The sequence below is a fragment of the Anabaena sp. FACHB-595 genome, assembly GCF_048568275.1.
Classification (GTDB): Bacteria; Cyanobacteriota; Cyanobacteriia; order Cyanobacteriales; family Nostocaceae; genus Trichormus.
On record NZ_CP183473.1, the window covers coordinates 6,202,047 to 6,225,329 of the forward strand.

A 23,283-nucleotide genomic window follows, 5' to 3' on the forward strand; every position below is an offset into this window, starting at 1 on the left:
CAACCATGTCAGAAGCAATTGTGACAATTGTCGTTGTTCCCCGTGAACGCTTTAGCTGTACTCAAGCATCATTAGAAAGTATTTACGAACATACGAAGATACCTTTTAAGCTAATTTATGTAGATGGTAATTCTCCAACTAAAGTCCGAAAATATCTGCAAAAACAAGCCCAAGAAAAGAACTTTCAACTAATTCGGACAGATTACTATCTTTCTCCCAACCACGCCCGGAATATTGGCTTGAGTCACGTTGATACTAAATATTTAGTATTCCTTGATAACGACGTTATAGTTTCCCCTGGTTGGTTACAAGCTTTAGTAAATTGTGCAGAAACAACAGGTGCAACTGTAGTCGGGCCTTTGATGTGTGAAAAAGAACCCATACACGAAAGAATCCACTTTGCAGGTGGAGAAAGCCACATCGTGATTGATGTCAAAGGCAGACGACATCTACGAGAAAAAATGTACAAACAAGGTCATCAAGTATCAGAATTGCGTTCTCAACTCCAGCAAACTGAGACAGAATTAGCAGAGTTTCATTGTACCCTAATACGGAGGGAAATATTTGAGCAAATTGGCTATTTAGATGAAGAAATGCTCAACACCAAAGAACATCTAGATTTTTGCATGAATGTCATACAAGCAGGCGGTAAAGTTTATTTTGAACCTGATAGTTTAGTTACTTATGTACCAGGGCCTCCTTTAGAATGGAGCGATTTACATTTTTATATGCTGCGTTGGAGTGATGCTTGGACTTTAGCCAGTTTACAACGTATCCGTGCTAAATGGAATTTATCTGAGGATGGTTATTTTCAAACTAAATACAAAAAATTGGGTGTGAGACGAGTAGCAACAATTATTAAACCTTTTGTACGTCAAGTTAGCTTTGGGAATGAAAATAAGCCATTAAAAAGATTTCTGAAAAACCTAGATAGAAAACTCAACCGTTTTCTGACCGATAGGTATACAGAAATGCTCCCACAACGCAAACTCGAATTACCAATTATTAAGAAAGAAATATCATCAGTTAAAGAATTTACCCAGGTTTGATAACCTGGAGATAAGATTTATAAAATAAAATTACCTGGAGGTGCATTAAATATTAGGATACTATTTGCTGCAGAAGTGTTGAATGTTAAGAAAAAGATGAGAAAAATAGCCCAAAATATGTTAATTTTGGGCTAGATATTACAATATTTTGATTTCACAGTGATTATAAATTAATTTCCCAAAATTGTCAAAGATATCCTGAAAGGATTGCCAAAAAATGATTATCCAGTATTGAACAGTCGTCTGTTATTTGAGTTCTGGCTATCTTACGTCTTGGATAATAGCTTAACAAGTATGCGAGGTTTATTTGCCAGGCTAAATAATACAGGATTTGAGTTAGATATTTCTACTTTTTCTAAAGCAAATTTGCATCGAAGCCAAAAACCCTTTCAAGCAATTTACCAAAAATTAAATAAATTAGTCCAAAATAAAGCTGAGAATAAACTCCATAATAAATATGCAATATACTCGATTGATTCCACAGTTATTACATTAACTAGTAAGTTGTTATGGGTGCTGGGTCATCCAGAGCGTAAAACTTTTTTAGATAAATTCCGCTATTTACAATCCTGTATGTGTCAGAAAATCAGTTATTTTCATTGGTTTGAAGAGATGATGTTATGTTGAATATTTTGGGCTTAATGGAGTTAGTGTAACTAACTATGTAAAATTTTGTATCAGCTTTCAACATTTTTGGCTATCTACATGAGAAATGGCTGAGAGAACGTCTGTGAAGTATGCAGTCACAAATATTTCTGAGCAGATGATCCTGATCACATACTGAATTAGTTAATACCAGCTATACTTAACTCTTAAGATTATCTATAAAAATACTCAATTGGGAAGCTGAGTTATGGGAATGCGGAGAGCGGATCGTCGAGATTCTAATCATGACAATTCAGTTAATAATCCTCGCACACCTCGAAAAGAACCAGCTCCACCCCATGAGCTTAAGCAGCTACTGATGACGGTTCGCGCCCAACGTGATGAATGGCAAGAAATTGCTAAACAAAATGAGGAAGCAGCATCTCAACTGGTTCATGTTCAGCAAACACTTCAAACCTATCAAGTTGAAGCTAATGATCTCAAAGAGCGCGTGACCCAAAATTACCAGCTTTATCTCGACGAACAACAAAGATATCAGCAGACTCTCTGCCTCTACAACGAAGAAAAAATTAGAGCAAATGAATTATTTACCCAATATGAGACAACAAACTCTGAACGAGAAATGTATTTGACTCTATACAATGAAGCCAAAGCGGAACTCAAGTATGAGCGACGTTCTAAAGCTAGTATTAAAGGATGGGAAACTCGTCGTAAAGCCGAGAACGAAAAACTAAAGCGAGAAATCGCTGAAATGGTTGTGCTATTGCGTGAATCTTTGGCTGGTAAGGAAGAAGCTGTCAACAGCCTCTACGTTGTAGCAGAGCGTATGGATCGGATTCAATCTTTAGTTGATTTGGCTGATGAAGAAACAACAAGCAATCCTGTAGGCCTGGTACAAAAATTTAGACGCATCTGGCTTGCTATTAAAGAGATACTTTCTGATTGATTAGAGTCGATACCTAAATTACTCTAGGACACCTCTCCTTCAGAACCGTGCGTGCAACTTTCACTGCACACGGCTCCTAGTTTGATACCTACTAGGTTGGGGTTAACCCACCGTTCGGACTCTCACCTGACCATGAATAGTCTGATGCTGGTGACATTCTCGGTGTAGAACTTCCAGATTGTTAGGCTTCCAATTATCATGGTTGCCATCAATGTGGTGTAATTCTGCAATATCCCCAGAGATGAACGATAGGTTACATTCTGTACATTTATGATTCTGTTTCTTGAGAAGTCTTGCCGTTACCCCGTCGTAGTTTACATTTTCCCGTTTTGACCAGTAAACAAAGTCGCCATCGTATGGGGATTTATCCTCCGTTACGTTATTGAATCTGCAAGCTGCCCATTTTACGGCGGGAAATGCTCTATGTATAACCTGATTGGTTTGGTCGCGGTTGTATCTTCCTTGTTTGCGAATGAACTTCCATGTCCAATAGGCTATAGCCCATAGGTTATGTTGGCTCATATCACAGAATCGATGATAGTTTCTCCACCCTCGAACTATCGCACCGCATTTGTCGATACGTTCCTCTAGAGTGAAACAACTGTCTTTCATCACTTCTTTGACTTTTGCCTTGATGCTACTTGTAGCCTTTTGACTTGGTGTTGAAATGAATTTACCATTGGGTTTAACTACAAAGTTCCACCCAAGGAAGTCGAAACTATCTGTACTATGTACAATTTTAGTTTTGGCTTCTTTGACTTTTAATCCTCTTGCTTCCAAGAAGGTATCAATATTTTGTCTGAGAGCTTCTGGGTTGTCTTCAGGTTTCAGTAAGAACACCACATCATCCGCATAACGGAATCCCTTGATGGTGTCTATTTGTCTGCCCCCACTTCTAACTTTGTATCTTAGTTCGTGACCAACATTTTCTAGTCCGTGTAGAACTATATTTGCCAGTAACGGACTGATTACGCCGCCTTGCGGTGTGCCGGATTCTGATGAAGGAAATTCCCCCCTGACTCCGGCTTTAATAGCCCAAAATATTCCCTGTTTTGCTGCCTTTGGTAGTTGGACAGATTGCATTAAAAATTTATGGTCAATCTTGTCGAAACACCTTTCGATATCCAGTTCTAATATTCTTTTACTTAATCCGTTGGCTTGCCCACCGTTTAAGTTGCTGAATAATAATTTTTGTACATCGTGGCAACTTCTGCCAGGTCTAAACCCGTATGAACGGGCATTGAACATAGCTTCTGCTGCTGGTTCCAAGGCATATTTGATTAGACATTGATATGCTCTATCGCTGATGGTTGGTATCCCTAATCCCCTTCTAGTTCCGTCTGCCTTGGGAATGTACACTCGCTTTAAGGGCTGGTGCTTCCATTGTTTCCAGTTCTTGACTAGCACTTCGTAGAGTGCCAATCTTTGAGAGGGTTCGAGGGCTTTCTTTCCGTCCACCCCTGCGGTTTTCCGTCCAGTATTTAGCTGCGTTACCTGCCGGATAGCGAGTAATTTAGCTGCTTTAGAGCTTAATAAAAGTTTCTGAAGTTTGCGTACTAGGCGCGTGTTACCGTTCTTTTGAGCCTTGAATATTCTCACTTGTAGGCGAAATACGATTTTCCGCAGCTTGCGCCACGGTATCGATTTCCATTTATCAACTGGATTTAACTCCGTTGTCATAACGTTCTCTACGCCTTTGAATATTTTCTGTACAAACCGCACCCAGTCGTCTAAGAGTCCTTATTTCTTAGATTTTCGAGTACATCTTACCAACTCTACCCGCTAAACCTTATTTAAGGGTTCCACAGCTTAATTGCTGGAGGTTGAAAGAGCCGTTTTATTCGTTCCTCAGTTTAGTTGGTTTGTAGTTTTAGGTTCTCTCACTTCGCCCACGATTTCCCAGAAAAGCATCTATCGAATGTAAGATGATGCGGGTATTTTCACACTTTTGGTGCTATCTTGTGTCGTTGTTCGTCTTTGAGTTCAGACGATGCGGGTTGGACGCTTTTTCTGAGAGTTCAACTGCTGTTTAACCATGACTACCTGCCTGTACGAGTTACCCCCATCTCAGGTTTGTTATCCTCGTTTTGCTCCCAGCTTCATTTTCAGAGTTTGTTCTCTGTCCATGTGGGCAAATTTTGGCTTCACGTCTTTCCTAACGGGTGAGACTTGTCCTGCGACGCACTCACACTATACTGAAGTTATCCTTGCTTTCTTTGAGGTTAAATTATTTCTAATTGACCAAGGCGGTGCAAGGACTCTATTCCCCACAGCTTTCGCTATGTTTCATAGAAACGAACCGCACACATCCTCCCACCGCTAATCAGGAGTACCTGATATAGCGGGGGATTCCAAAGATCGCTCTTTGGGCTTCCTCTTTCCACGAGTTGATTTGCTTGAAGGAGTTTTCTCACTCAAGTATTGATCAGTCTCTCCAGAGGCGTTGGTTCCGACGTGACCCGCCGTACTTAATGCTTTTTCTAATATGTTCCGCGCCGCGTTCCAGTCCCGGTCTTGGGTATGCCCACAACGAGGACAAACATGGGTTCTAGTGCTAAGAGTCTTTTTGACAATCTCGCCACAATTAGAGCAATTTTGCGAAGTGTAGTGAGGCAGAACTGCAACAGTTACCACGCCAAAAACCTTACCAAAATACTCAACCCACTCCCGGAACAGCGACCACGACACATCACTAATCGACTTAGCCAAGCGGTGATTTTTCACCATATTCCGCACCTGCAAATCCTCATACGCCACAAGGTCGTTAGACTTCACTACGCACCTTGCTGTCTTGACAGCAAAGTCTTTACGCTGGCGACTTACTTTGAGATGCTTACGAGCAAGTTTATTTCTAAACTTAATTCTGTTTTGAGAACCCTTTTTGGTCTTAGACATCCGGCGTTGCAATCGTCTCAAAGACTTTTCACTTTTGCGAAGATGTCTAGGATTGGCGACTGTTTCCCCGTTACTATCTGTATAAAAGTGGTTCAATCCCACATCAATGCCAATAGTTTTACCCGTTGGTTTTCGCTTTTCTACTCGTTCATGGTCAATGCAAAACCGGCAATAATAGCCATCCGCACGACGCACAACCCGCACCCTTTTAAACTGTTTAAGTTGGTAGAAATGCAGGTCACGGGTTCCCCAAAGCTTGAAAGTTCCTGCTTTAAATCCATCGGAGAAAGTGATGTACCTGCGGTCATCAGAAAGTCGCCATCCACAAGTTTTGTACTCTACAGAACCGTGCGTTTGCTCTTTCTTGAACTTTGGGAATCCCTTTTTTCCTGGTTTCTTTTTCTTGCAGTTATCAAAAAACCGAGCAATAGCAGACCACGCTCTTTCTGCACTGGCTTGACGAGCCATCGAGTTGAGATTTTTCGCAAACTCAAACTGTTGTGCTAACACAGCACAATATGCGGAAAGCTCATATCTGCCTATATCTTTATTGTCCATCCAGTATCTCAGACAGCTATTACGAACAAAACGAGCAGTTCTAATCGCCTCATCTAGCGATTGATACTGCTCATCCAGTCCCTCAAGTTTTGCCTCAAATACCAGCATATTTACGTCGCATTTGCTAATGTAAATTATGACGTAGATTTGCAAAAAACTCAACGGTTCCCTCTCCCTTACTGGCTTGTAGCCAGTCATGGTCGGAGAACGTCTCGTTTTTTGCCCTGTCTACGACACGCTACGCGAACGATTCATCTCGCCGCCAAATCAAAGATTATGGCGGGAGCCTTCTCTCCGAATAAGGTAAAGCTGTATCCTTATGGGTAAAAAATCAGTACCAGTCACACAAAGCAAAGCAACATTGGGAAATCAAATTCGTAGTATTGCCGATCGCCTCAAACAAGAAACTGAGGTACAAATAAAAGCAACCTCCCGTATTTTAGACGCTGCTGCTCAAATTTCGCAAAATCATGAGCGACTAATTAACGAAGTAGTTGAGATGGTTGAAGAAGACCTTGAGCAAGAAAGCCAGATTTATAACGTTGATATTCTGAAACAACAGTTTAAAACATTACGTGAAGCCAAAGGTCACTTTAATTTGAAAGTCAATAGTTGGGAAGCTCTGGCTAACAAATTAAATGAACCGTCTTTGCAAGAGTGTTTCTTGGAGCAGAAACATCCGTCAGACGCTATCAGGAAAGAGGAACATGGACACAAGAAGATAGAAAAGATTACCGTTGGTTTACAGCCTGATGTTGCAGAAATTTTTCCTACTGAGGAAGCAGTAAATGAAGCTCTGCGTTTTTTAATCAGAATTACAAATAAACATCTTGATTAATATCTTGAACTTTTGCTACTGGTTGAACTGTAACAGACACAGAAGTTTTCGCAAGTATATTGGCTTTGATTTGACCTTTAACAGAAGCGAGAGCAGGTTGTTGATTGAGTGAGACGCACTGCATGAGCTTGATAAATAATACTTATGTCATGTTTGCCAACATTCTGCACATCAGCAGCTCTATGATAAATTGATGTGATTTAACAAAGACGGCTGTTTTATGTCTGAAGTCAATTATCAACAGCCCATTAGTACAGTAGCTACTCTCATCGAGATGTACACTGCGGGAAGGCGTGATTTTAACCGCGCTGAATTGGGTGATGCTAATTTACAAAATGTAGATATCAAAGGCTCTGACCTTAGCTACGCTGATTTAAGTACAGCTAATCTTAGAGGAGCCAACCTGAGGGGAACTGACTTAAGCTTTGCTGATTTAAGTCAAGCTGATTTGCAAGATGCTGATTTGCGAGGCGCATTATTAATGTCTGCCAATCTCCGCCAAGCTAACCTCCAGGGTGCAAAATTAGAAAAAGCTGATTGCGATCGCAATACTCATTTTCCCGAAAATTTTGATCTCCTAAAAGCAGGCTTGCAACTCAAAGAACAATAAAATATCCGGTAAGGTTTATTTGCGTCTAAGGAGTTGGGCGATCGCCTCAGCTAACTCTACTGGGTCGGCTGGTTTGGGTATATGCTTTTGAAAGCCTGCGGCAATGGCTTGTCTTTGATCAATTTCTCCAGCATAGGCAGTCAGAGCGATCGCTGGAATTTGTCCGCCTTGTTCTGGCGACCATTTTCTAATTTGCCGCAACAACATATAACCATCAATTTGTGGCATCCCAATATCACTTAACAGTACATCTGGCTTTGAGCGAGCTAGAGCTTCCAATGCCTCTATCGCCGATGCTACCGCCGTCACACTTGCACCACACTGTTCTAGAGCAAAGCTAAAAAATTCCCGCACATCTTCCTGATCATCAACTAAAAGAATCTGCACACCAACCAATAGTGAGTCTTGATTCTCTAGTTCTGTAACCGCAGACTTAGCACTCTGCACTTGGTAATCAGCACTTTTATGCAAGGGTAACTTGACAGTAAAAGTTGCTCCCTGGTCTTCTCCGGCACTCTCAGCGACCACTGTACCACCGTGTAATTCTACAAGATGGTGGACAATGGCCAATCCCAAGCCCAAGCCACCGAATACCCTGGTTGTCTTGGCATCTGCTTGACGGAAGTATTCAAAGACATAAGGTAAAAATTCTGGTGTAATGCCTTTACCTGTGTCGATTACTTGAATTTGGGCATCTCGACCTACCTGTTCTAAACGCACATCCACCCGTCCTTCCGAGGGTGTAAACTTGACAGCATTCGAGACTAAATTCCAGATTACCTGTTGCAAGCGATCGCCATCACCCATCACCTGTACAGGTTCATCACTCAAGATGGTGTGGATTTCTATTGATTTTGCTTCGGCGGCTAAACGGACTGTTTCTAACCCAGCTTGAACTGTGTTTCTCAAATCTACTAGACAAACATTCAAATTCAGCTTACCGCGTAAGATACGGGAAACATCTAATAAGTCGTCAATGAGTTGAGTTTGTAACTTGGCGTTACGCTCGATTGTTTCCAAACCTTGCTTGATCGTCTCTTCCTTATATGTGCGCGTGCGGAGTAACTTAGCCCAACCCATGATGGGATTGAGGGGGGTACGCAATTCATGGGACAGAACCGCCAAAAATTCATCTTTAATCCGGTTAGTGGATTCGGCTATAGCTCTGGCATTTTTTTCTGCTTCATACAGTTGAGAGCGAGCGATCGCCTGAGCGCATTGTTGACCCAATGTCAACATAAATTTTTGCTGTTCTTCGTTAAATTTTTGGGCTGTGGCAAAGCTCAATGCCATCACCCCAATTGTCTGCTGTTCGACAATGAGAGGAATACAAGCAAAGGCGCAATTACCCGTAAGTGAAGGGACGTTAGCAATTTGCGGATATTTGGCGGCAAATTCTTCGATGTTGGCTAAAAAAATCGCTTCCCCTGTCCTAGCTGTTTCCGCAATTGGTACAGTTGCAGTCAGAGGGAAAGTTTCCCACGCATCTTGTACCGATTCTGGGTAGCCAATGGCTTGGATGATTTTCAGGGTAGTACCGCCTTCAGTTAACAGAACCACAGAACCAGCAGATGCTCCCAAAGCTGCCAATCCTTGATTTACTACCACATCAGCAACTTGTTGGGGAGTGAGGGCTTCGGACAGAGATGCCGTGATGCTTTGTAAACGTACCATCCGGCTCATTGCTAACTCGGCGGCTTGTTTCGCCTGCTGAGTTTCCTGATACAGTCTGGCATTCTCAATGGCTGTAGCTGCTCGTCGGGCAATATCTTCTGCCAATGCCAAATCTGTTTGTTTGAATTGCCTGCCTGAAATACTAGTAACAAAGGAAATGACTCCAAATATTTGCTCCCGTGAGTAAAGGGGAACCACCATCAGCGATCGCATTTCCAAGTTTTGCAATAATTGTAGATGTCGTTCATCCTTTGCCATCTCTACCAAAATCGAGTTTGGCAGTTCAGGATAAAAAGCAGATTCTCCTTTGAGGAGTTTATCCCGAAACGGGTGTTCGCCTTTGGTTCCCGGTGGATATGAATAGCGAATTTCTTCTATAGTATCCAGTTTTGCAGAGTCAATACAGGCGATCGCTACACGCTTAATTGACCAGTCGGCTTGGAGAATATCTACAGTACACCAATCAGCAATGGTAGGTACTGCCAAATGAGCCACATTATTCAGGGCAACCTCATAATCTAAAGAAGCAGCTAAAAGAGTGCTGGCTTCAACTAAAAAGTTTTGTGCGGCTTCTGCTTGTTTGCGCTCATTAATATCTTCAATAATACCCAACGCATATTTAGGTTCTCCCTGCTCATTCCACACGGCTGATGCAGTCAGATTCACCCAAACAGTTGTGCCATCTTTGCGGAGATAACGCTTTTCTAAAGAGTAACCATTAATTTCCCTGGCTAATACTTGCTTGGCGTATACCCAATCAGCTTCCACATCATCAGGGTGGGTAATGTCGGAAAACTTCATCTGACTTAACTCTTCAGAACTATAACCGGTAATGTCACATAAAGCCTGATTATTTTGCAGAAATTGACCATCTAACGTAACTAATGTAATACCCACAGCTGCTTGATCAAACATTGCTCGGAAGCGTTCTTCACTTTCTCGCAAAGCAATTTCTACTTGCTTAGTAGCTGTTACCTCTGCCAGGATAATTCCAATGCCGACCGTTTTGCCCATGCTGTCGTAGACTGGGTAATAATTACCCAACCAATAACTATTTATTTCGGGTCTTCCCAGCGCCTCACCACTAACCTCCAAATTCAACAGAGGTTGTCCCGTCTCCAATACTTGTTGTAATTGCGCTTCAAATTGCTCTGCCATCTTGGGTAGAACATCCCGAAATTTCCGTCCCAGATGTTCCTCTATACTCAAGCCATTGACATCAGCTAATACTTGATTAATGCGGATATATCGTAATTCCTTATCCAGAAAACAGACCGCCACAGGTGCGCCTGCCAACAAGGCATCTAAAAGCGCCAAAGATTCAGCGTAATGTTTTAAAGCTTGGTGAGCATCTCGATATAGTTGAGCATTCTCTATCGCTAGGGCAGCACGATAGGCAATATCTTTGGCTAAAGTTAAGTCGGATTGATTGTAGCTACGACCCGATTCAGCACTGACAAAGGTTATACATCCCAGCACTTGCTCATGTGCTATTAAAGGTAAAAACATGAGCGATTTAATTCCTATCTGCCGCACCAAGTCCAGATGTTCCTCATTTTGCGTTGCTGCTGCTAAAAGAGAATCTGGTATGTCTGCAACTAATAAGGGTTCCCCAGTTTGTAATACTTTAGCAACTAAACTCGCGCTCCCTGATTTTGGCGCATATTCCTGAAACAACCTTGCCAATTCTGCTTTTGCTGGGTCTACATGAGCAATAGGTAAGCGGCGAATCGAGCCATCTTGGTTGATAATATCAATACTGCACCAGTCTGCTAGTTGAGGGACTGATATTTTCGCAATCTTTGCCAAAGTTTGCTCGTAATCCAAAGAACTAGAGAGTATGTTACTAGTTTGAGCAATGTACCTCAGCGCATCCTCAGCTTGCTTTCGTTCTGTAATATCAAGACCAGTTACCCCAACTCCCAGCAGTTTCCCATCTGGTAAACACACTGGATAGTAGTTAACCAAGCTACAGCGATGTACTCCCGATGGATAGGTTACACCACATACTTCTTGATTTATGAGTGGTTCCTTGGTTGCCATTACTTGTTGGAGAATAGGCTCCAGTTGTGTTGCCCATTCTGGCAATACTTCCCTCAAGGTGCGCCCAATGTGTTGACTTTGGGGTATACCGTTAATTGCTGCCAGAGCTTCATTAGTATAAACGTAACGTAGTTTTGTATCTAAAAAAGCTAGGGCTACAGGTGAGCTGGCCAGCCAAGCATTCAATAATGCCAGATATTCATCTTGTTGCTGAATAGCTTTTTGGAGTTTACGCTGTAATTTAGCCTTCTCTAGCTCTGAGCGCTTGCGTTCAGTAATGTCTACGGCTGCACAGGTAATACCCTGAATTTGACCATTAATGGTCAGGGGTTCGGCTAACAAATCATAGTAAACTACTTCTCCGTGAAAAATTACAGATACTTCCTCATGGACGGAGATATCTTTCTCTAATACTTTTTGCTTAATTGCTGTTAGTTTTTCTGCCACTGAGGTGGGGAACAATTCATTGTCTGACTTGCCAATGATTTCTTCCGCAGAGGCTACACCCCGATAATTATGAATCCATCGATACCGCAAATCCCGATCCTGTTGAAAAACCACGATATCCGAATTGCTCAACGCTAATCGAAATCGCTCCTCGCTCTGCCTAAGTTTCTGTAAATTAACTACATCTTGCTTTTTAGTATTTCTCAAGGTTTCACAGATGAAACTGAAAAACCATCCTTGTACAGCAAATAGCCCTATTCTAACTACATTATAAGTATCAATAGATAGAGTATATCTTGGGTGAAAAAAGAAGTAATTACTGAGTATTACAGATAAGAAAGTTCCTAACATTCCTGACCAAAAACCCCCATACCAAGCACTGAGCATGACAGCGCTAAAGAATAATAAAAAAGGAGTCCTGGTCATCCCTAGCCAAGGGTCTAACAATAGCATCAGCGCACAAGCCAGTGCGACAGAAAATATGACAATTCCAAAACGTAGTAATGCAGAAATAGGAATATTAGGCATGAAAATGACTTGCGACAACTAATACTTGTTGCAGAGCTTATACTTAACCTAAGCTAGTTTGCAAGTTTTAGGTACTCGTCTTCAGATAGATTATCGTATCAGATAAAAAAACTTCTTTTGGTTAGATGCTAATTTTTTCTTAATGTAGTAATAGAACAAAATTCATCATATTTGGGCAATCTCAAAAGTCACCCTCCTTATTGTTATCAAATATGAGGTTTTGTTTCAAGGAAGATCAATACTTGACGAAAATCAATTTTATATAAAACTCCTAAAGTAATTGGGCAATCTAAATTATTGCTGAGAAAGTGATAAAAAATATGCTGCAAATTCCCTTGAATTTCTCAGCCAAGCTTTAGGACTGCATCACTTAAGACTGAGTGAATACCCTGATACTAAGAGCAGTACACTAAAGTAACTGTTAACACTTATGCAGCAAGCATCTCATCCCACAGTCATCCTGGGTGGTGGCTTTGCTGGACTGTTTACGGCTCTGCACTTAAGCCAGCAAAATTACTCCTATCCAATTATTTTAATAGAACAGCGCGATCGCTTTAGCTTCAAACCATTATTGTATGAATTACTGAGCGGCGAACTGCATAGTCAACAAGTATATCCTCGTTATCAAGAGCTGTTAGCTGGTAGCAAAGTTAAGTTTGTCCAAGACACGGTGCAATCGATTGATATACATCAGCAGAGAGTTGATACCGTCTCTGGTCAAGCCTTCCACTACAGCAACTTGATATTAGCACTCGGTAGCAAAACAACTTATTTTGCTACTCCCGGAGCGGCAGAATATGCAATGCCCTTTACTTCTGGGGAACAGGCGATCGCACTCCGCCAACACTTGCGTCATAAGTTATATCAAGCCATTCAAACATCCGACTCAGAACGTCGTCGCCTACTGTTAACTGTGGCCATCATTGGTGCTGGGCCATCTGGTATTGAATTGGCCTGTACATTAGCCGATTTACTCCCCATTTGGTACGACGAGTTGGGCGGTGATGGTAGTGAAATTCATGTTGTCCTCGTCAACCGCAGTCGGGAAATTCTCAAAGGCGATGTTAATAGCCATTTGCGCTGCACTGTCGAACGCGCCATGAAAAATCGCCTCATTCCCGTGGACTTTTTATTTGATGCTGCTGTCACGAAAATTACCCCTGACGGTGTAGAGTGTCGGCGACATGGGCAAATACAGATGTTACAGGCAGGAACGATCGCTTGGACTGCTGGTACTGCACCTCATCCTTTATTAATGGAATTACCCGTTTCTCAAAATCGAGGGCGGTTACTGGTAAAACCTACATTGCAACTGTCCAATTTTCCCGAAATCTTCGCGGCGGGTGACTGTGCCACAGATAGCGATCATCCCCAACCACCCACAGCCCAAGTAGCCTATCAACAAGGAATTGCGATCGCTCAAAATCTCCAACGAATCAGCCAAAACAAACCAACCATTCCCGTACAAGTCCAACTGCGCGGCACTTTGATGAAACTAGGACTCAACGAAGGTGTTGCCAACTTATTCAACAAAGTGCAAATCAAAGGACAAGCAGGCCATTTGATTCGAGAAGGAACATATTTACAACTACTACCCAACTCTGCTCACAACCTGAAAGTTACAACCGAGTGGCTAACAGACGAATTATTTCAGCGTCACCGTGCTGTTACCCCCATGCAGCTGGGACAAACACCTTGGTTGTCTGGAGTCGCCACCACCGTAGCTGCACTAATTTTTGCCACCCCCCTAGTTTGGCGAGTAGCCCAACCTGCCCAATTTCAGCAAAACCTGAGTTGGACAGGCGTTCCCACCTTACTCAATTACCTAACACCCAGCCGCTAAATTCATGAAGAAATACCTACTCAACCTCCACACAGCCGTTACCGTCAATCGCATCACCATCGGCTTGTTCTTCTTCCTCTCCGGTATTGCCAACTACTTAAATTTCAGTGTTCCTAACGGTTTCTACCAAACAGTCATAACTCAAAAACTGCAAATAATTGGCCCTGGAATTCCCCCAGGATGGGAAGGTGTAGGGCCGCTACCTTGGTTAATAGCGGTTCCTTATGCTTGGTCGTTACCTTTAGCAGAAATCGTCCTGGGAGTCTTGTTTGCCCTCAACTATTGGGTGCGGTGGACAGGTTTATTATTAATTCTCATGACATTTAGCATCATTCTCGCATTTGGTATTGTTCCCGCAGGTAGCCTATTTCCCAATGGTGCAGAGAGCTTTAACAAAAACATTCTCTTCATGACCTTAATTTGGATGTGCATTGCCTACGATGCTTACGAACAAAAAATGAGCCGTCGTCGTAGTCAAGCAATGGCTGATTATGCTGTTACGGCTACTGACGAAGAATAGGCGAAGATGGTCATAGCAGAGGATTTTGACGGTATTCAAAATACCCGGCGGGTAACGCGGTAGCGTTCCGCCGGAAAGGCTGCGCCAACAAAATTCAAAATTAAATGTAGCCACCCACAAGGGTTGAGGTTTCTACCTACCCGGAGAAATGAATCATTGTTGAGTTGATAGAATACTTACCTTTTAGCTAGCTTTCTTGTCACAAAACCCACCATCCCCAGGATAGCTAAACTCAATCCAGAAAGCGGGGTTGGCTCTGGAACTGAGATTAAAGTTGCCGCCGTTGGCGTTGCAAAGAGGAAATCGTCAGTATTAACGAGATCAACACCATTAGCTAAATCCTCACCACCAAAAGATTGAATAGTGGTGCCATCAAAGCTAAATAGTGCATTTGTCCCGACTGTCAGTTGCACCTCAGTTACTATCGGTTGGTCAAAGAGAACTCCCAAAAACTGAGCCTCTCCTGATGCGCCAACAGGAACGAAATACTTACCAAGACTGACCTTATCGCCTTTGGTCGTTGTACCAAAGTATTCGATACTACTGCTAGCTGCATCTTCCACATCAAGGAAGATGGCACCAAAACCTCGTGTCCCAGCAGCAGTTGTTGTGCCAGGCAACACGAAGCTCTGTTCAATAAAGCGATCCTCGAACTGACCGTTATTAAAATCAAACATCACAAACGTATTTTGCGGACTAAAGGCGGGAAACTCCCCTGCTGTACCTGGATTGACACTGGCAAACCCATCGCCACTGACGGCATAAGGATCAGAAAACAGCGCACCTGCTCCCAAGAAGCGATTGACGGGAATCACCACTGTCTTCCCAGGATCAATTACTTGAGTCTCAGGGTTAGCATCAGTACCGTCGAGACGGACACCATCCCAACCAATACGGCTACCACCACCGATCGCTGTTTGAAAATCCGTGAAGGCTGTAGTTGTTGTTGCTCCCGATCCACTAAAGACGAGAGTAGATGCCTGTGCCGATTCAGCAACAGTCGTCAGTAAGCTCAATACTATGCTTCCTGCCACTGAAGCTAATATGCCATGTTTAAACATAGTTTTTGTTTCTGAAGTTGTGAGTGATTATTAGGGAAGAATGCAAAACTAAGAGGTCATCACCCAGTTAATAACTGGTAAATAGAGCAGTCATAATTAACTGGAACATCAAAGTAATATGTGGATTTATCGGATGTTTTTGAGGAAATTATGCAATCAATTGAAAAACAATTTTATTTTTTTGATTCTGTCTGTAAAGGATAATATTTCAGATTTATCCTCAATCTTTTTTAGTGGTTATACGTAAAAAGTATGTATAATATCGGGAAAATATTTAAATCATCAATCGACTCTGAAAGTAATGAATCGTACCCAAGAAGCAAACAACCTTTGTCGTTCTGATGCTATTGCATATTTACTGTTAGAAAAGCTCCATTTATTTCCTCTGAGTGCCGGCCTGTGGTCACTGGCGATTGTTGTCATGTTTGATCTGCTGACTGCAATAGCAAGCAACACTCTAACCGGATCTAGAGGATTACTTCAAGACCCCATACCCTGGATAGCAGCGATACTCATCAATCCAGTAGTAGTTGGATATTATTTGTGGAGTTTTCAAGCAATTAGCAGTGTAATTAAAAATTTGGACGAATCCAATGTAGTAATAGAAATTGATAGATTAAAGATTGAGCGTATATCTTCAACTCTCTATAACAAAAAATTTCGTAATTTACTTGCAATCATTAGTGCTATTAGTATCAGTATTTATGTATTTGTCACTCAGCCAAAATTGATAAAAAGCTGGACAAGCACAGGATTGCTACCAAATTTGAGCATCACAATCGCAACTCTGATAGTTGTATATATGGGTACGATGCTGATTCTGAATCTAATTAATAATATCCAGATTCTCCATAGTACTCTCAAAAACAAAAAGCTGAATGTGAACCCCCTTCATCCGGATCGCTGTGGCGGTCTTCGATCCCTAAGTGATTATTCACTCAAAACTGCCTACCTCATCACTCTTTTAGGTTTCTGGGTTAGCATCATTAGCTATCAAACTATCACACAAGGTAGTAAGCAAGATTACTGGTATATTTATTTTATTGTAATATTGTATATTTTTCTATCATTAGCGTGTTTTTTTGGCCCTTTACTGACTGCTCATAGAGGCATGAAAAAGGCTAAGGAGGAAGTTTTACACGAGATTGCTCATCAGTTCCAAATAGATTATTCACAAATTCATAGTAGTCTCACAGAAGATGCAGAAACACTAAAAAAAAGAACTGAAAAAGTCCGAGAACTACGTAATTTCTACACTATGACTGACGAATTCCCTATCTGGCCTTTTGATGTACAAACTTTTCGGCGGTATCTACTTAGTGTCAGTACACCCCTCCTTTCTCTCCTAGTAGGGGTGATACAAAAGTATTTGGAGATTGTGATGAAAAAATAAGAAAGACGAAAATCGATCTAGAAAATAGGGAGTAGCTTATTCCGCTTCACCTTTAGCAATATTGACTTTAGCCATAGGAATCATCCCGCATTTAAAGCTACACTAGCGATACAGTCTAGGAAAAAATTTAAGCTGTATAGTCTGCTGTATCTGCGATCGCTCCCTGCATTCTCCCTAACGCATCAATCAAGCTTTGCAATTGTTGATCTGCTTTGAGGACTGCTAAACCTCTGACGGTGACTTTACCAGGAGAGTAAACAAAGCGGGTTTTGAGATGTTCTGGTAAGTTCGCCGCCAGTAAATTCCATGCAGGTTCTTCCATTGGGGTTTCTAAAACCACGTGCTGTTTACTTTCTGGCTTGATGCGGCTAAATCCTAATTTTTTGGCTAGTTGTTTCAGTTCCATTACCCGCAAGAGTTGATTGGCGCTGACTGGTAAAGTACCATAGCGATCGCTCCACTCGGCTGCAATCTGGGTTAACTCGTCTTTGGACTTAGCAGCCGCTACCGCACGATATGCACTCATTTTTTGGTCGATGTCGGTAATGTAATCGGCGGGGATAAAGGCGGTGAGGTTGAGGTCAATTTGAGTATCGTCAACTTTGGGAATTTCTTGACCGCGAATTTCTCGAATTGATTCTTCCAACATTTCCATGTATAAATCAAACCCGATTGCTTCCATTTGACCGGATTGTTCTGCACCAAGCAAGTTACCCACCCCCCGGATTTCCATGTCGCGCATGGCTAATTGATAGCCGGAACCAAGTTGAGTAAATTCCTGAATCGCTCGTAATCGTTGCCGGGCTGCGTCAGATAACTCTCTTTGCTTGGGGTAAAATAACCAGGCGTGGGCTTGAATCCCTGCACGTCCCACCCGTCCCCGTAACTGGTAAAGTTGGGATAAACCAAAGCGGTGAGCATCTTCAATCAGGATGGTGTTGACACGGGGAATATCTAAGCCAGATTCAATAATTGTGGTACATACCAAAATATCTGCGTCACCATTGCTGAAAGTGAGCATGGTTGATTCTAACTCGCTCTCATCCATTTGCCCGTGGGCGATCGCAAATCTGGCTCCGGGAACCATCTCTCGCAAATTGGCGGTAATCTCTTCGATGCCATCAACCCGTGGAACTACATAAAATACCTGCCCACCCCGGTCAAGTTCTTGACGAATAGCGCTGCGTACACTTTCCGGGTTTCTGGGGGAAAGATGGGTTTTAATTGGTCGTCTGGTAGGGGGTGGTGTGGTGATTAAACTCATTTCCCGAATCCCAGACAAGGACATATACAAGGTGCGGGGAATGGGAGTAGCGGAGAGAGTCAATACGTCAACTTGGGTTTTCAAGGACTTAATTTTCTCCTTCTGGTTCACCCCAAATCGTTGTTCCTCATCTATGACCAACAGTCCTAAATCTTTGAAACTGACACTTTTACCTAAAAGTTGGTGCGTCCCTACCACAATATCTAACTCACCAGTCGCCAATCGCTTTTGAATATTCCGCCGTTCTTCGGCTGTGCGGAAACGATTCAGTAACCCAACATTCACAGGGTATGGGGAAAAGCGTTCTTTGAGGGTGTGGTAATGTTGCTGGGTGAGAATGGTTGTCGGTGCGAGGAGGGCGACTTGTTTACCGGAAGTCACCGCTTTGAAAATAGCGCGAATCGCCACTTCCGTTTTCCCGAAACCCACATCACCACATACTAAACGATCCATTGGGCGATCGCTTTCCATATCCCGTTTTACATCTTGGACGGCTTTTAGCTGGTCGGTTGTCGCTTGGTAGGGAAAAGAATCTTCCATTTCCTCTTGCCAAGGCATATCTTGGGGATAGGCGAAACCTTGCTGTTGCGATCGCGCTGCATATAATTTCAGCAAGTCTACTGCTAATTTTTTAATCGCCTTACGGACACGATTTTTGGTATTGTCCCAAGCTTTCCCCGTCATTTTATGCAGTTCCGGCGCTTTATCTCCCGTCGTGCGGAACCGAGACAAGGAACCTACTTGATCAGCCGCAACCCTCAACAGACCGTCAGCATACTGCACCACAATATAATCACGAGTTTCATCATTAATTGTCAGACTCTCCAGCTTGACAAACTTGCCAATCCCATGACTTCTGTGAACTACATAATCCCCTTGACGCAGCTTATTAGGGTCAACTTGCTTAGAAGCCGCCTGACGACGCTTACGGACAAAGCTCGGTGTAGCGAGGGAGTGTTGACCATAAAATTCGCGGTCGGTGATGACTACTAGGCGATAGGTAGGGAGAATAAAACCTTCCAGTTCCGCCAAACCAGAATATTTCAAAGCTACAGGGGTGTGGTTGATTTGCAGCTTGTCAATCGCTTGGTAATCGCGGGGATTGGGGATAAACTGCGCCGGACAATCGTGTTCTTGTAGTAGAGAAACAGAACGGGAAGGTTGAGCCGAAATTAACCAAATCGAGAAATTGCGATCGCGCTCTTGTCTTAATGTGTCTGCCAGTTTAGCAAATTGGTGGGGTGTCACCGGCACAGACCGACTAGCTAAATTTACCCCGCTATTTTCTTCAGATAGTTCTGATAAATATAAGGTTTTAAATCGAGTCACATCAGCCAAACATTCCTCAAAAGACCGATGAATTTTGGGCAATTGTACACTTCCCAAATCCGCTTCTCCCGTTCCCAGTGACCATTGTTCCTCTGCATTTTCCACCCAGCGATCGCTATGAGCATGACACTGTTCTGGCTCATCAATCGCAATTAAAGTATTTTCTGACAAATAATCCAAAACAGATGCAGGTCGCTCAAAAGCCAACCCCAAAAAGCGCCGGCTACCTTCTGTGAGTGTTGAGTCAGAGCTTAACTCAGAACTTAGCACTTGGTATTCAGCACTATTCTCAAGTGCAGTCGTAATAATAGGAGCAAAACTTGTAGGCGTAAGCACAATTTGCGTTATTTTGTCAAGCGCCGAACGTTGAGTATTGGGGTCAAATTCCCGGATTTGCTCAATTTCATCCCCAAACCATTCCAACCGTACCGGCAACTCTGAGGAAACTGGAAACACATCGACAATATCCCCCCGGCGGCTCCACTGTCCCTCTGTTTCCACCAGGGGAACACGCTCATATCCCAAAATAGTAATTTTCTCACTGAAGGTATCTAAATCAAATTCCAGCCCCCGCGTGAGAGTCAGGGAAAAAGGAATAAAAGCATCTGGTGGTGGTAAATGGGGTTGCAAGGCTCCAACAGTAGCAACGACGGCTATTTTATTTTGTTGACCGTTGACTGTTGACTGTTGACCGTTGACCGTTGACTGTTGACTGTTGACTGTTGACTGTTGACTGTTGACTGTTGACTGTTGACTCTTAACCAAATCAGCAAGGACTTGCATCTGACCCCAAGTCATTTCCGTTTCCGGGTCAAATGGTTCGTAGGGAGAGGCTTCTGAAGTGGGATAAAAATGTACTGTTTGCCATCCCATCGCTTCCAACTGTGCGTAAGCGCGCCCGGCTTCTTCTAAAGTGGCACAAACCACAAATAAGTTATTGCCAGAATTTTGCGCCAAAGCGGAAGTCACCAAGCCCTTTGGTAGGCGGGAAATGCCATTTAATCGCAAATCTTGCTGGCGATTGAGCTTAGAAATTAATTCAGTGGTGAGTGGCGATCGCGCCAAGGCACGCACAATAGAAGAAAAAGCCATAAGTTAGGAAGTCGTTGCAGAACAGAAAATCTAGAGGTAGCCTATGTCAACTATTTTAAAAGTGTTAAACACTCCTCTTAATATTTCTGTGGAACAATAATACTCAACAAATTGAGGAATCCATGAAAAATGCTGATTACTGAGTAAGATATTCTCTCCCCGCTCCCCTGCCTCCTCTACCTTCTTGAAAAAAAACCTACTACTTTGTGTATAGTTAAAGAATTTATGAGAAAACCTTTAATACTAGATACTAAGGATTGAGCTAAGTTCGCTCTATATAGCGGCAATTCATCATCATGTCTTCCATCACTGTTGAAATTTTAATTATTTTGGTACTAATTGTTGCTAACGGCATTTTTTCCATGTCGGAGATGGCGATCGTCTCAGCGCGGAAGGTAAGGCTACAGCAACTGGCGAATCAAGGAGATCCCAAGGCCAAAGCTGCGCTGAAATTGGCAGAATCCCCGAATAATTTCCTTTCTACCGTACAAATAGGTATTTCTCTGATTGGTATTCTGACTGGTGCTTTTGGAGGAGCTACAATTGCCAGCCGGCTAGCAGTTTACGTGCGGCTCGTACCGTTTTTAACACCATACAGTGAGCCAGTTTCCTTCGGCATAGTAGTTTTAATTATTACCTACTTATCGCTGATTATTGGTGAACTTGTGCCGAAGCGTCTGGCCTTAAACAGTCCTGAACGTATTGCTGCCATTGTCGCTATTCCCATGCGTGCTTTAGCAACTTTGGCTTCTCCGGCGGTGCATTTGTTGAGTGCATCTACCGACATGGTACTGCGAATTATGGGTATTACACCTTCTCTAGAACCACAAGTCACGGAAGAAGAAATTAAAATCCTCATAGAACAAGGTACGGAAGCGGGAACCTTTGAGGAAGCAGAACAGGACATGGTAGAGCGAGTTTTTCGTTTAGGCGATCGCCCTGTCAGTTCCTTTATGACACCCCGTCCTGATATCGTCTGGCTGGATTTGGAAGACACAACCGAAGAAAATCGCCAAAAAATGAGTGAAAATGGTTATTCCCGTTATCCGGTATGCCAGGGAGGATTGGACAATGTACTAGGCATTATTCCCGTCACCGACTTACTCGCCAGAAGTCTCAGAGGCGATTCCCTAGATTTAACAGTGGGATTGCGTCAGCCTGTATTTGTTCCTGAAAGCACACGTGGCTTAAAAGTTTTGGAGTTATTTAAGCAAACTATCACTCACATGGCGCTAGTCGTCGATGAATACGGCGTAATTCAGGGATTAGTTACCCTAAACGACATCATGAGCGAAATTGTTGGCGATGTACCTTCGGCTGATGGAGAAGAAGATCCTCAAGCCGTGCAACGGGAGGACGGTTCCTGGCTACTCGATGGAATGTTAGCCGTGGAAGAATTTTTTGAACTGTTTGGACTGGAGGAGTGGGACTTTGAAGAACGAGGTAGCTATCAAACCCTTGGTGGTTTTGTCATTACCCATCTCGGCCGCATTCCCGCCGCCGCCGATCATTTTGAATGGCAAGGTATGCGAATTGAGGTCATGGACATGGATGGCAACCGCGTTGACAAAGTGCTAGTCGTGCCGACGAAAAATAAGGTGGCAGATACGCAAAAAGCTGATTAGGAGGCAAGGGGCAGAGGAGAAAATTTCACAATCCCCACTCCCCAGCAGTGTTTGAATTTGGAATTGAATCTCTCCATTCCTAAGTTCTTTATCTATCCAAGATGCCGGATGGAGTTTTGCCGTAACCTGATAATGAAGGTAATTGCAATCATTCAACAACAGATAGATAAAGGCAGGTTGCGTTCATGGCATATTCCTGGTTTAAAGCATTTCACATTATAGGGATTGTGGTTTGGTTCGCTGGGTTGTTCTACTTGGTACGGTTATTCATTTATCATGTGGAGGCTAACCAGGAACCAGAACCAGCACGGACGATACTGAAAAATCAGTATCAAATTATGGAGAAGCGCCTCTACAACATTATCACTACACCAGGAATGTTGGTGACGGTAGCAATGGCGATCGGTTTAGTAAGTACAGAACCAGAAGTCTTAAAGCAGGGTTGGTTACACTTTAAGCTGCTGTGTGTTGCTTTATTACTTGGTTATCATCATTACTGCGGTCGGTTAATGAAGAAGTTAGCCGCCGATGAATGTCGCTGGAGTAGTCAGCAGTTACGGGCGCTGAATGAAGCACCAACAGTGATGTTAGTAGTTATCGTGATGCTGGCTGTGTTTAAGAATAACTTGCCTACGGATCTCACCGCTTGGCTAATTTTTGCCCTGATTATCTTTATGGCAGTCACCATTCAGCTTTACGCTAAAAAGCGCCGATTGGATAAAGAAAAACTCACAGCCCAAATCGGACAAATTCCTCAAGAACAGAGTTAGCCTGATCACGCCACTACTTGGGTGGCAAGGCTAAAATGTAGCAGAAAATGTAGGTTGGGTGGAGCCTTTGCGTAACCCAACACCATGATATATGTTGGCTTGCGCTGCGCTTCACCCAACCTACGTCTAATGTCCTATTTTAGTCGTGTCAGTCCAATAAGGTGTGTTATACCGCAAGCTAGGGACTTCCAG

The 23,283-nt window shown here is 42.9% G+C and carries 14 protein-coding genes and 1 pseudogene; 10 read left to right on the forward strand and 5 right to left on the reverse strand.

Annotated features, from left to right (window positions below):
* Positions 1–5: 5 nt before the first annotated feature.
* The 3 genes and pseudogenes from ACN222_RS25955 (at position 6) to ACN222_RS25965 (ending at position 2,601) form a co-directional block, all read left to right on the forward strand.
* Positions 6–1,049, forward strand: a complete 1,044-nt coding sequence (locus ACN222_RS25955; protein ID WP_010999327.1) for a glycosyltransferase family 2 protein — start codon at positions 6–8, stop codon at positions 1,047–1,049.
* Between the two features lie 183 nt (positions 1,050–1,232).
* Positions 1,233–1,592, forward strand: a pseudogene (locus ACN222_RS25960) (IS4 family transposase); the annotation flags it as partial.
* 316 nt (positions 1,593–1,908) lie between these two features.
* Positions 1,909–2,601 (forward strand): hypothetical protein, encoded by a 693-nt coding sequence (locus ACN222_RS25965; RefSeq protein ID WP_231865498.1) that lies wholly within the window; start codon positions 1,909–1,911, stop codon positions 2,599–2,601.
* A gap of 102 nt (positions 2,602–2,703) precedes the next feature.
* Here the strand turns inward: ACN222_RS25965 and ltrA are convergent, their stop codons facing one another.
* Together ltrA and ACN222_RS25975 are read right to left on the reverse strand one after the other, a co-directional pair.
* Positions 2,704–4,281: a group II intron reverse transcriptase/maturase gene (gene ltrA, locus ACN222_RS25970; protein WP_044523368.1), complete on the reverse strand. Its 1,578-nt coding sequence runs from the start codon at positions 4,279–4,281 to the stop codon at positions 2,704–2,706.
* A 639-nt stretch (positions 4,282–4,920) separates the two neighbouring features.
* Positions 4,921–6,162, reverse strand: a complete 1,242-nt coding sequence (locus ACN222_RS25975; protein WP_010999331.1) for an RNA-guided endonuclease InsQ/TnpB family protein — start codon at positions 6,160–6,162, stop codon at positions 4,921–4,923.
* Between the two features lie 211 nt (positions 6,163–6,373).
* Between ACN222_RS25975 and ACN222_RS25980 the strand changes: the two genes are divergently transcribed.
* Entirely contained in the window at positions 6,374–6,892 is a 519-nt protein-coding gene (locus ACN222_RS25980) for a hypothetical protein (protein WP_010999332.1), read from the forward strand.
* A gap of 220 nt (positions 6,893–7,112) precedes the next feature.
* Positions 7,113–7,502 carry a pentapeptide repeat-containing protein gene (locus ACN222_RS25985; RefSeq protein ID WP_010999333.1) on the forward strand — a complete coding sequence of 130 codons (390 nt, stop codon included), beginning with the start codon at positions 7,113–7,115 and terminating at the stop codon, positions 7,500–7,502.
* Between the two features lie 15 nt (positions 7,503–7,517).
* Here ACN222_RS25985 and ACN222_RS25990 read toward each other — a convergent pair whose 3' ends face one another.
* Positions 7,518–12,194, reverse strand: coding sequence for a PAS domain-containing protein (locus tag ACN222_RS25990; protein WP_010999334.1), 4,677 nt, complete (start codon positions 12,192–12,194; stop codon positions 7,518–7,520).
* A gap of 430 nt (positions 12,195–12,624) precedes the next feature.
* Between ACN222_RS25990 and ACN222_RS25995 the strand changes: the two genes are divergently transcribed.
* Positions 12,625–14,037 carry an NAD(P)/FAD-dependent oxidoreductase gene (locus tag ACN222_RS25995; protein ID WP_010999335.1) on the forward strand — a complete coding sequence of 471 codons (1,413 nt, stop codon included), beginning with the start codon at positions 12,625–12,627 and terminating at the stop codon, positions 14,035–14,037.
* Positions 14,038–14,041: 4 nt separating this feature from the next.
* Entirely contained in the window at positions 14,042–14,557 is a 516-nt protein-coding gene (locus ACN222_RS26000; protein WP_010999336.1) for a DoxX family membrane protein, read from the forward strand.
* 176 nt (positions 14,558–14,733) lie between these two features.
* Here the strand turns inward: ACN222_RS26000 and ACN222_RS26005 are convergent, their stop codons facing one another.
* Positions 14,734–15,618: a hypothetical protein gene (locus tag ACN222_RS26005; protein WP_010999337.1), complete on the reverse strand. Its 885-nt coding sequence runs from the start codon at positions 15,616–15,618 to the stop codon at positions 14,734–14,736.
* 301 nt (positions 15,619–15,919) lie between these two features.
* Between ACN222_RS26005 and ACN222_RS26010 the strand changes: the two genes are divergently transcribed.
* Entirely contained in the window at positions 15,920–17,011 is a 1,092-nt protein-coding gene (locus ACN222_RS26010) for a hypothetical protein (RefSeq protein WP_010999338.1), read from the forward strand.
* A 127-nt stretch (positions 17,012–17,138) separates the two neighbouring features.
* Here ACN222_RS26010 and mfd read toward each other — a convergent pair whose 3' ends face one another.
* On the reverse strand, positions 17,139–20,696 hold the full coding sequence (gene mfd / locus ACN222_RS26015) for a transcription-repair coupling factor (RefSeq protein ID WP_010999339.1): 3,558 nt from the start codon (positions 20,694–20,696) through the stop codon (positions 17,139–17,141).
* A 296-nt stretch (positions 20,697–20,992) separates the two neighbouring features.
* On the opposite strand from mfd, the gene ACN222_RS26020 reads away from it, so the two are divergent.
* Positions 20,993–22,321, forward strand: coding sequence for a hemolysin family protein (locus tag ACN222_RS26020; RefSeq protein ID WP_010999340.1), 1,329 nt, complete (start codon positions 20,993–20,995; stop codon positions 22,319–22,321).
* Positions 22,322–22,506: 185 nt separating this feature from the next.
* Entirely contained in the window at positions 22,507–23,091 is a 585-nt protein-coding gene (gene hemJ / locus ACN222_RS26025) for a protoporphyrinogen oxidase HemJ (protein ID WP_011319519.1), read from the forward strand.
* Positions 23,092–23,283 lie beyond the last annotated feature (192 nt).

Bases quoted from the DNA above. Each gene is read 5' to 3' on its own strand.
- ACN222_RS25955 (WP_010999327.1), top strand. From the start codon at position 6: ATGTCAGAAGCAATTGTGACAATTGTCGTTGTTCCCCGTGAACGCTTT.
- ACN222_RS25965 (WP_231865498.1), top strand. From the start codon at position 1,909: ATGCGGAGAGCGGATCGTCGAGATTCTAATCATGACAATTCAGTTAAT.
- ltrA (WP_044523368.1), bottom strand. From the start codon at position 4,281: ATGACAACGGAGTTAAATCCAGTTGATAAATGGAAATCGATACCGTGG.
- ACN222_RS25975 (WP_010999331.1), bottom strand. From the start codon at position 6,162: ATGCTGGTATTTGAGGCAAAACTTGAGGGACTGGATGAGCAGTATCAA.
- ACN222_RS25980 (WP_010999332.1), top strand. From the start codon at position 6,374: ATGGGTAAAAAATCAGTACCAGTCACACAAAGCAAAGCAACATTGGGA.
- ACN222_RS25985 (WP_010999333.1), top strand. From the start codon at position 7,113: ATGTCTGAAGTCAATTATCAACAGCCCATTAGTACAGTAGCTACTCTC.
- ACN222_RS25990 (WP_010999334.1), bottom strand. From the start codon at position 12,194: ATGCCTAATATTCCTATTTCTGCATTACTACGTTTTGGAATTGTCATA.
- ACN222_RS25995 (WP_010999335.1), top strand. From the start codon at position 12,625: ATGCAGCAAGCATCTCATCCCACAGTCATCCTGGGTGGTGGCTTTGCT.
- ACN222_RS26000 (WP_010999336.1), top strand. From the start codon at position 14,042: ATGAAGAAATACCTACTCAACCTCCACACAGCCGTTACCGTCAATCGC.
- ACN222_RS26005 (WP_010999337.1), bottom strand. From the start codon at position 15,618: ATGTTTAAACATGGCATATTAGCTTCAGTGGCAGGAAGCATAGTATTG.
- ACN222_RS26010 (WP_010999338.1), top strand. From the start codon at position 15,920: ATGAATCGTACCCAAGAAGCAAACAACCTTTGTCGTTCTGATGCTATT.
- mfd (WP_010999339.1), bottom strand. From the start codon at position 20,696: ATGGCTTTTTCTTCTATTGTGCGTGCCTTGGCGCGATCGCCACTCACC.
- ACN222_RS26020 (WP_010999340.1), top strand. From the start codon at position 20,993: ATGTCTTCCATCACTGTTGAAATTTTAATTATTTTGGTACTAATTGTT.
- hemJ (WP_011319519.1), top strand. From the start codon at position 22,507: ATGGCATATTCCTGGTTTAAAGCATTTCACATTATAGGGATTGTGGTT.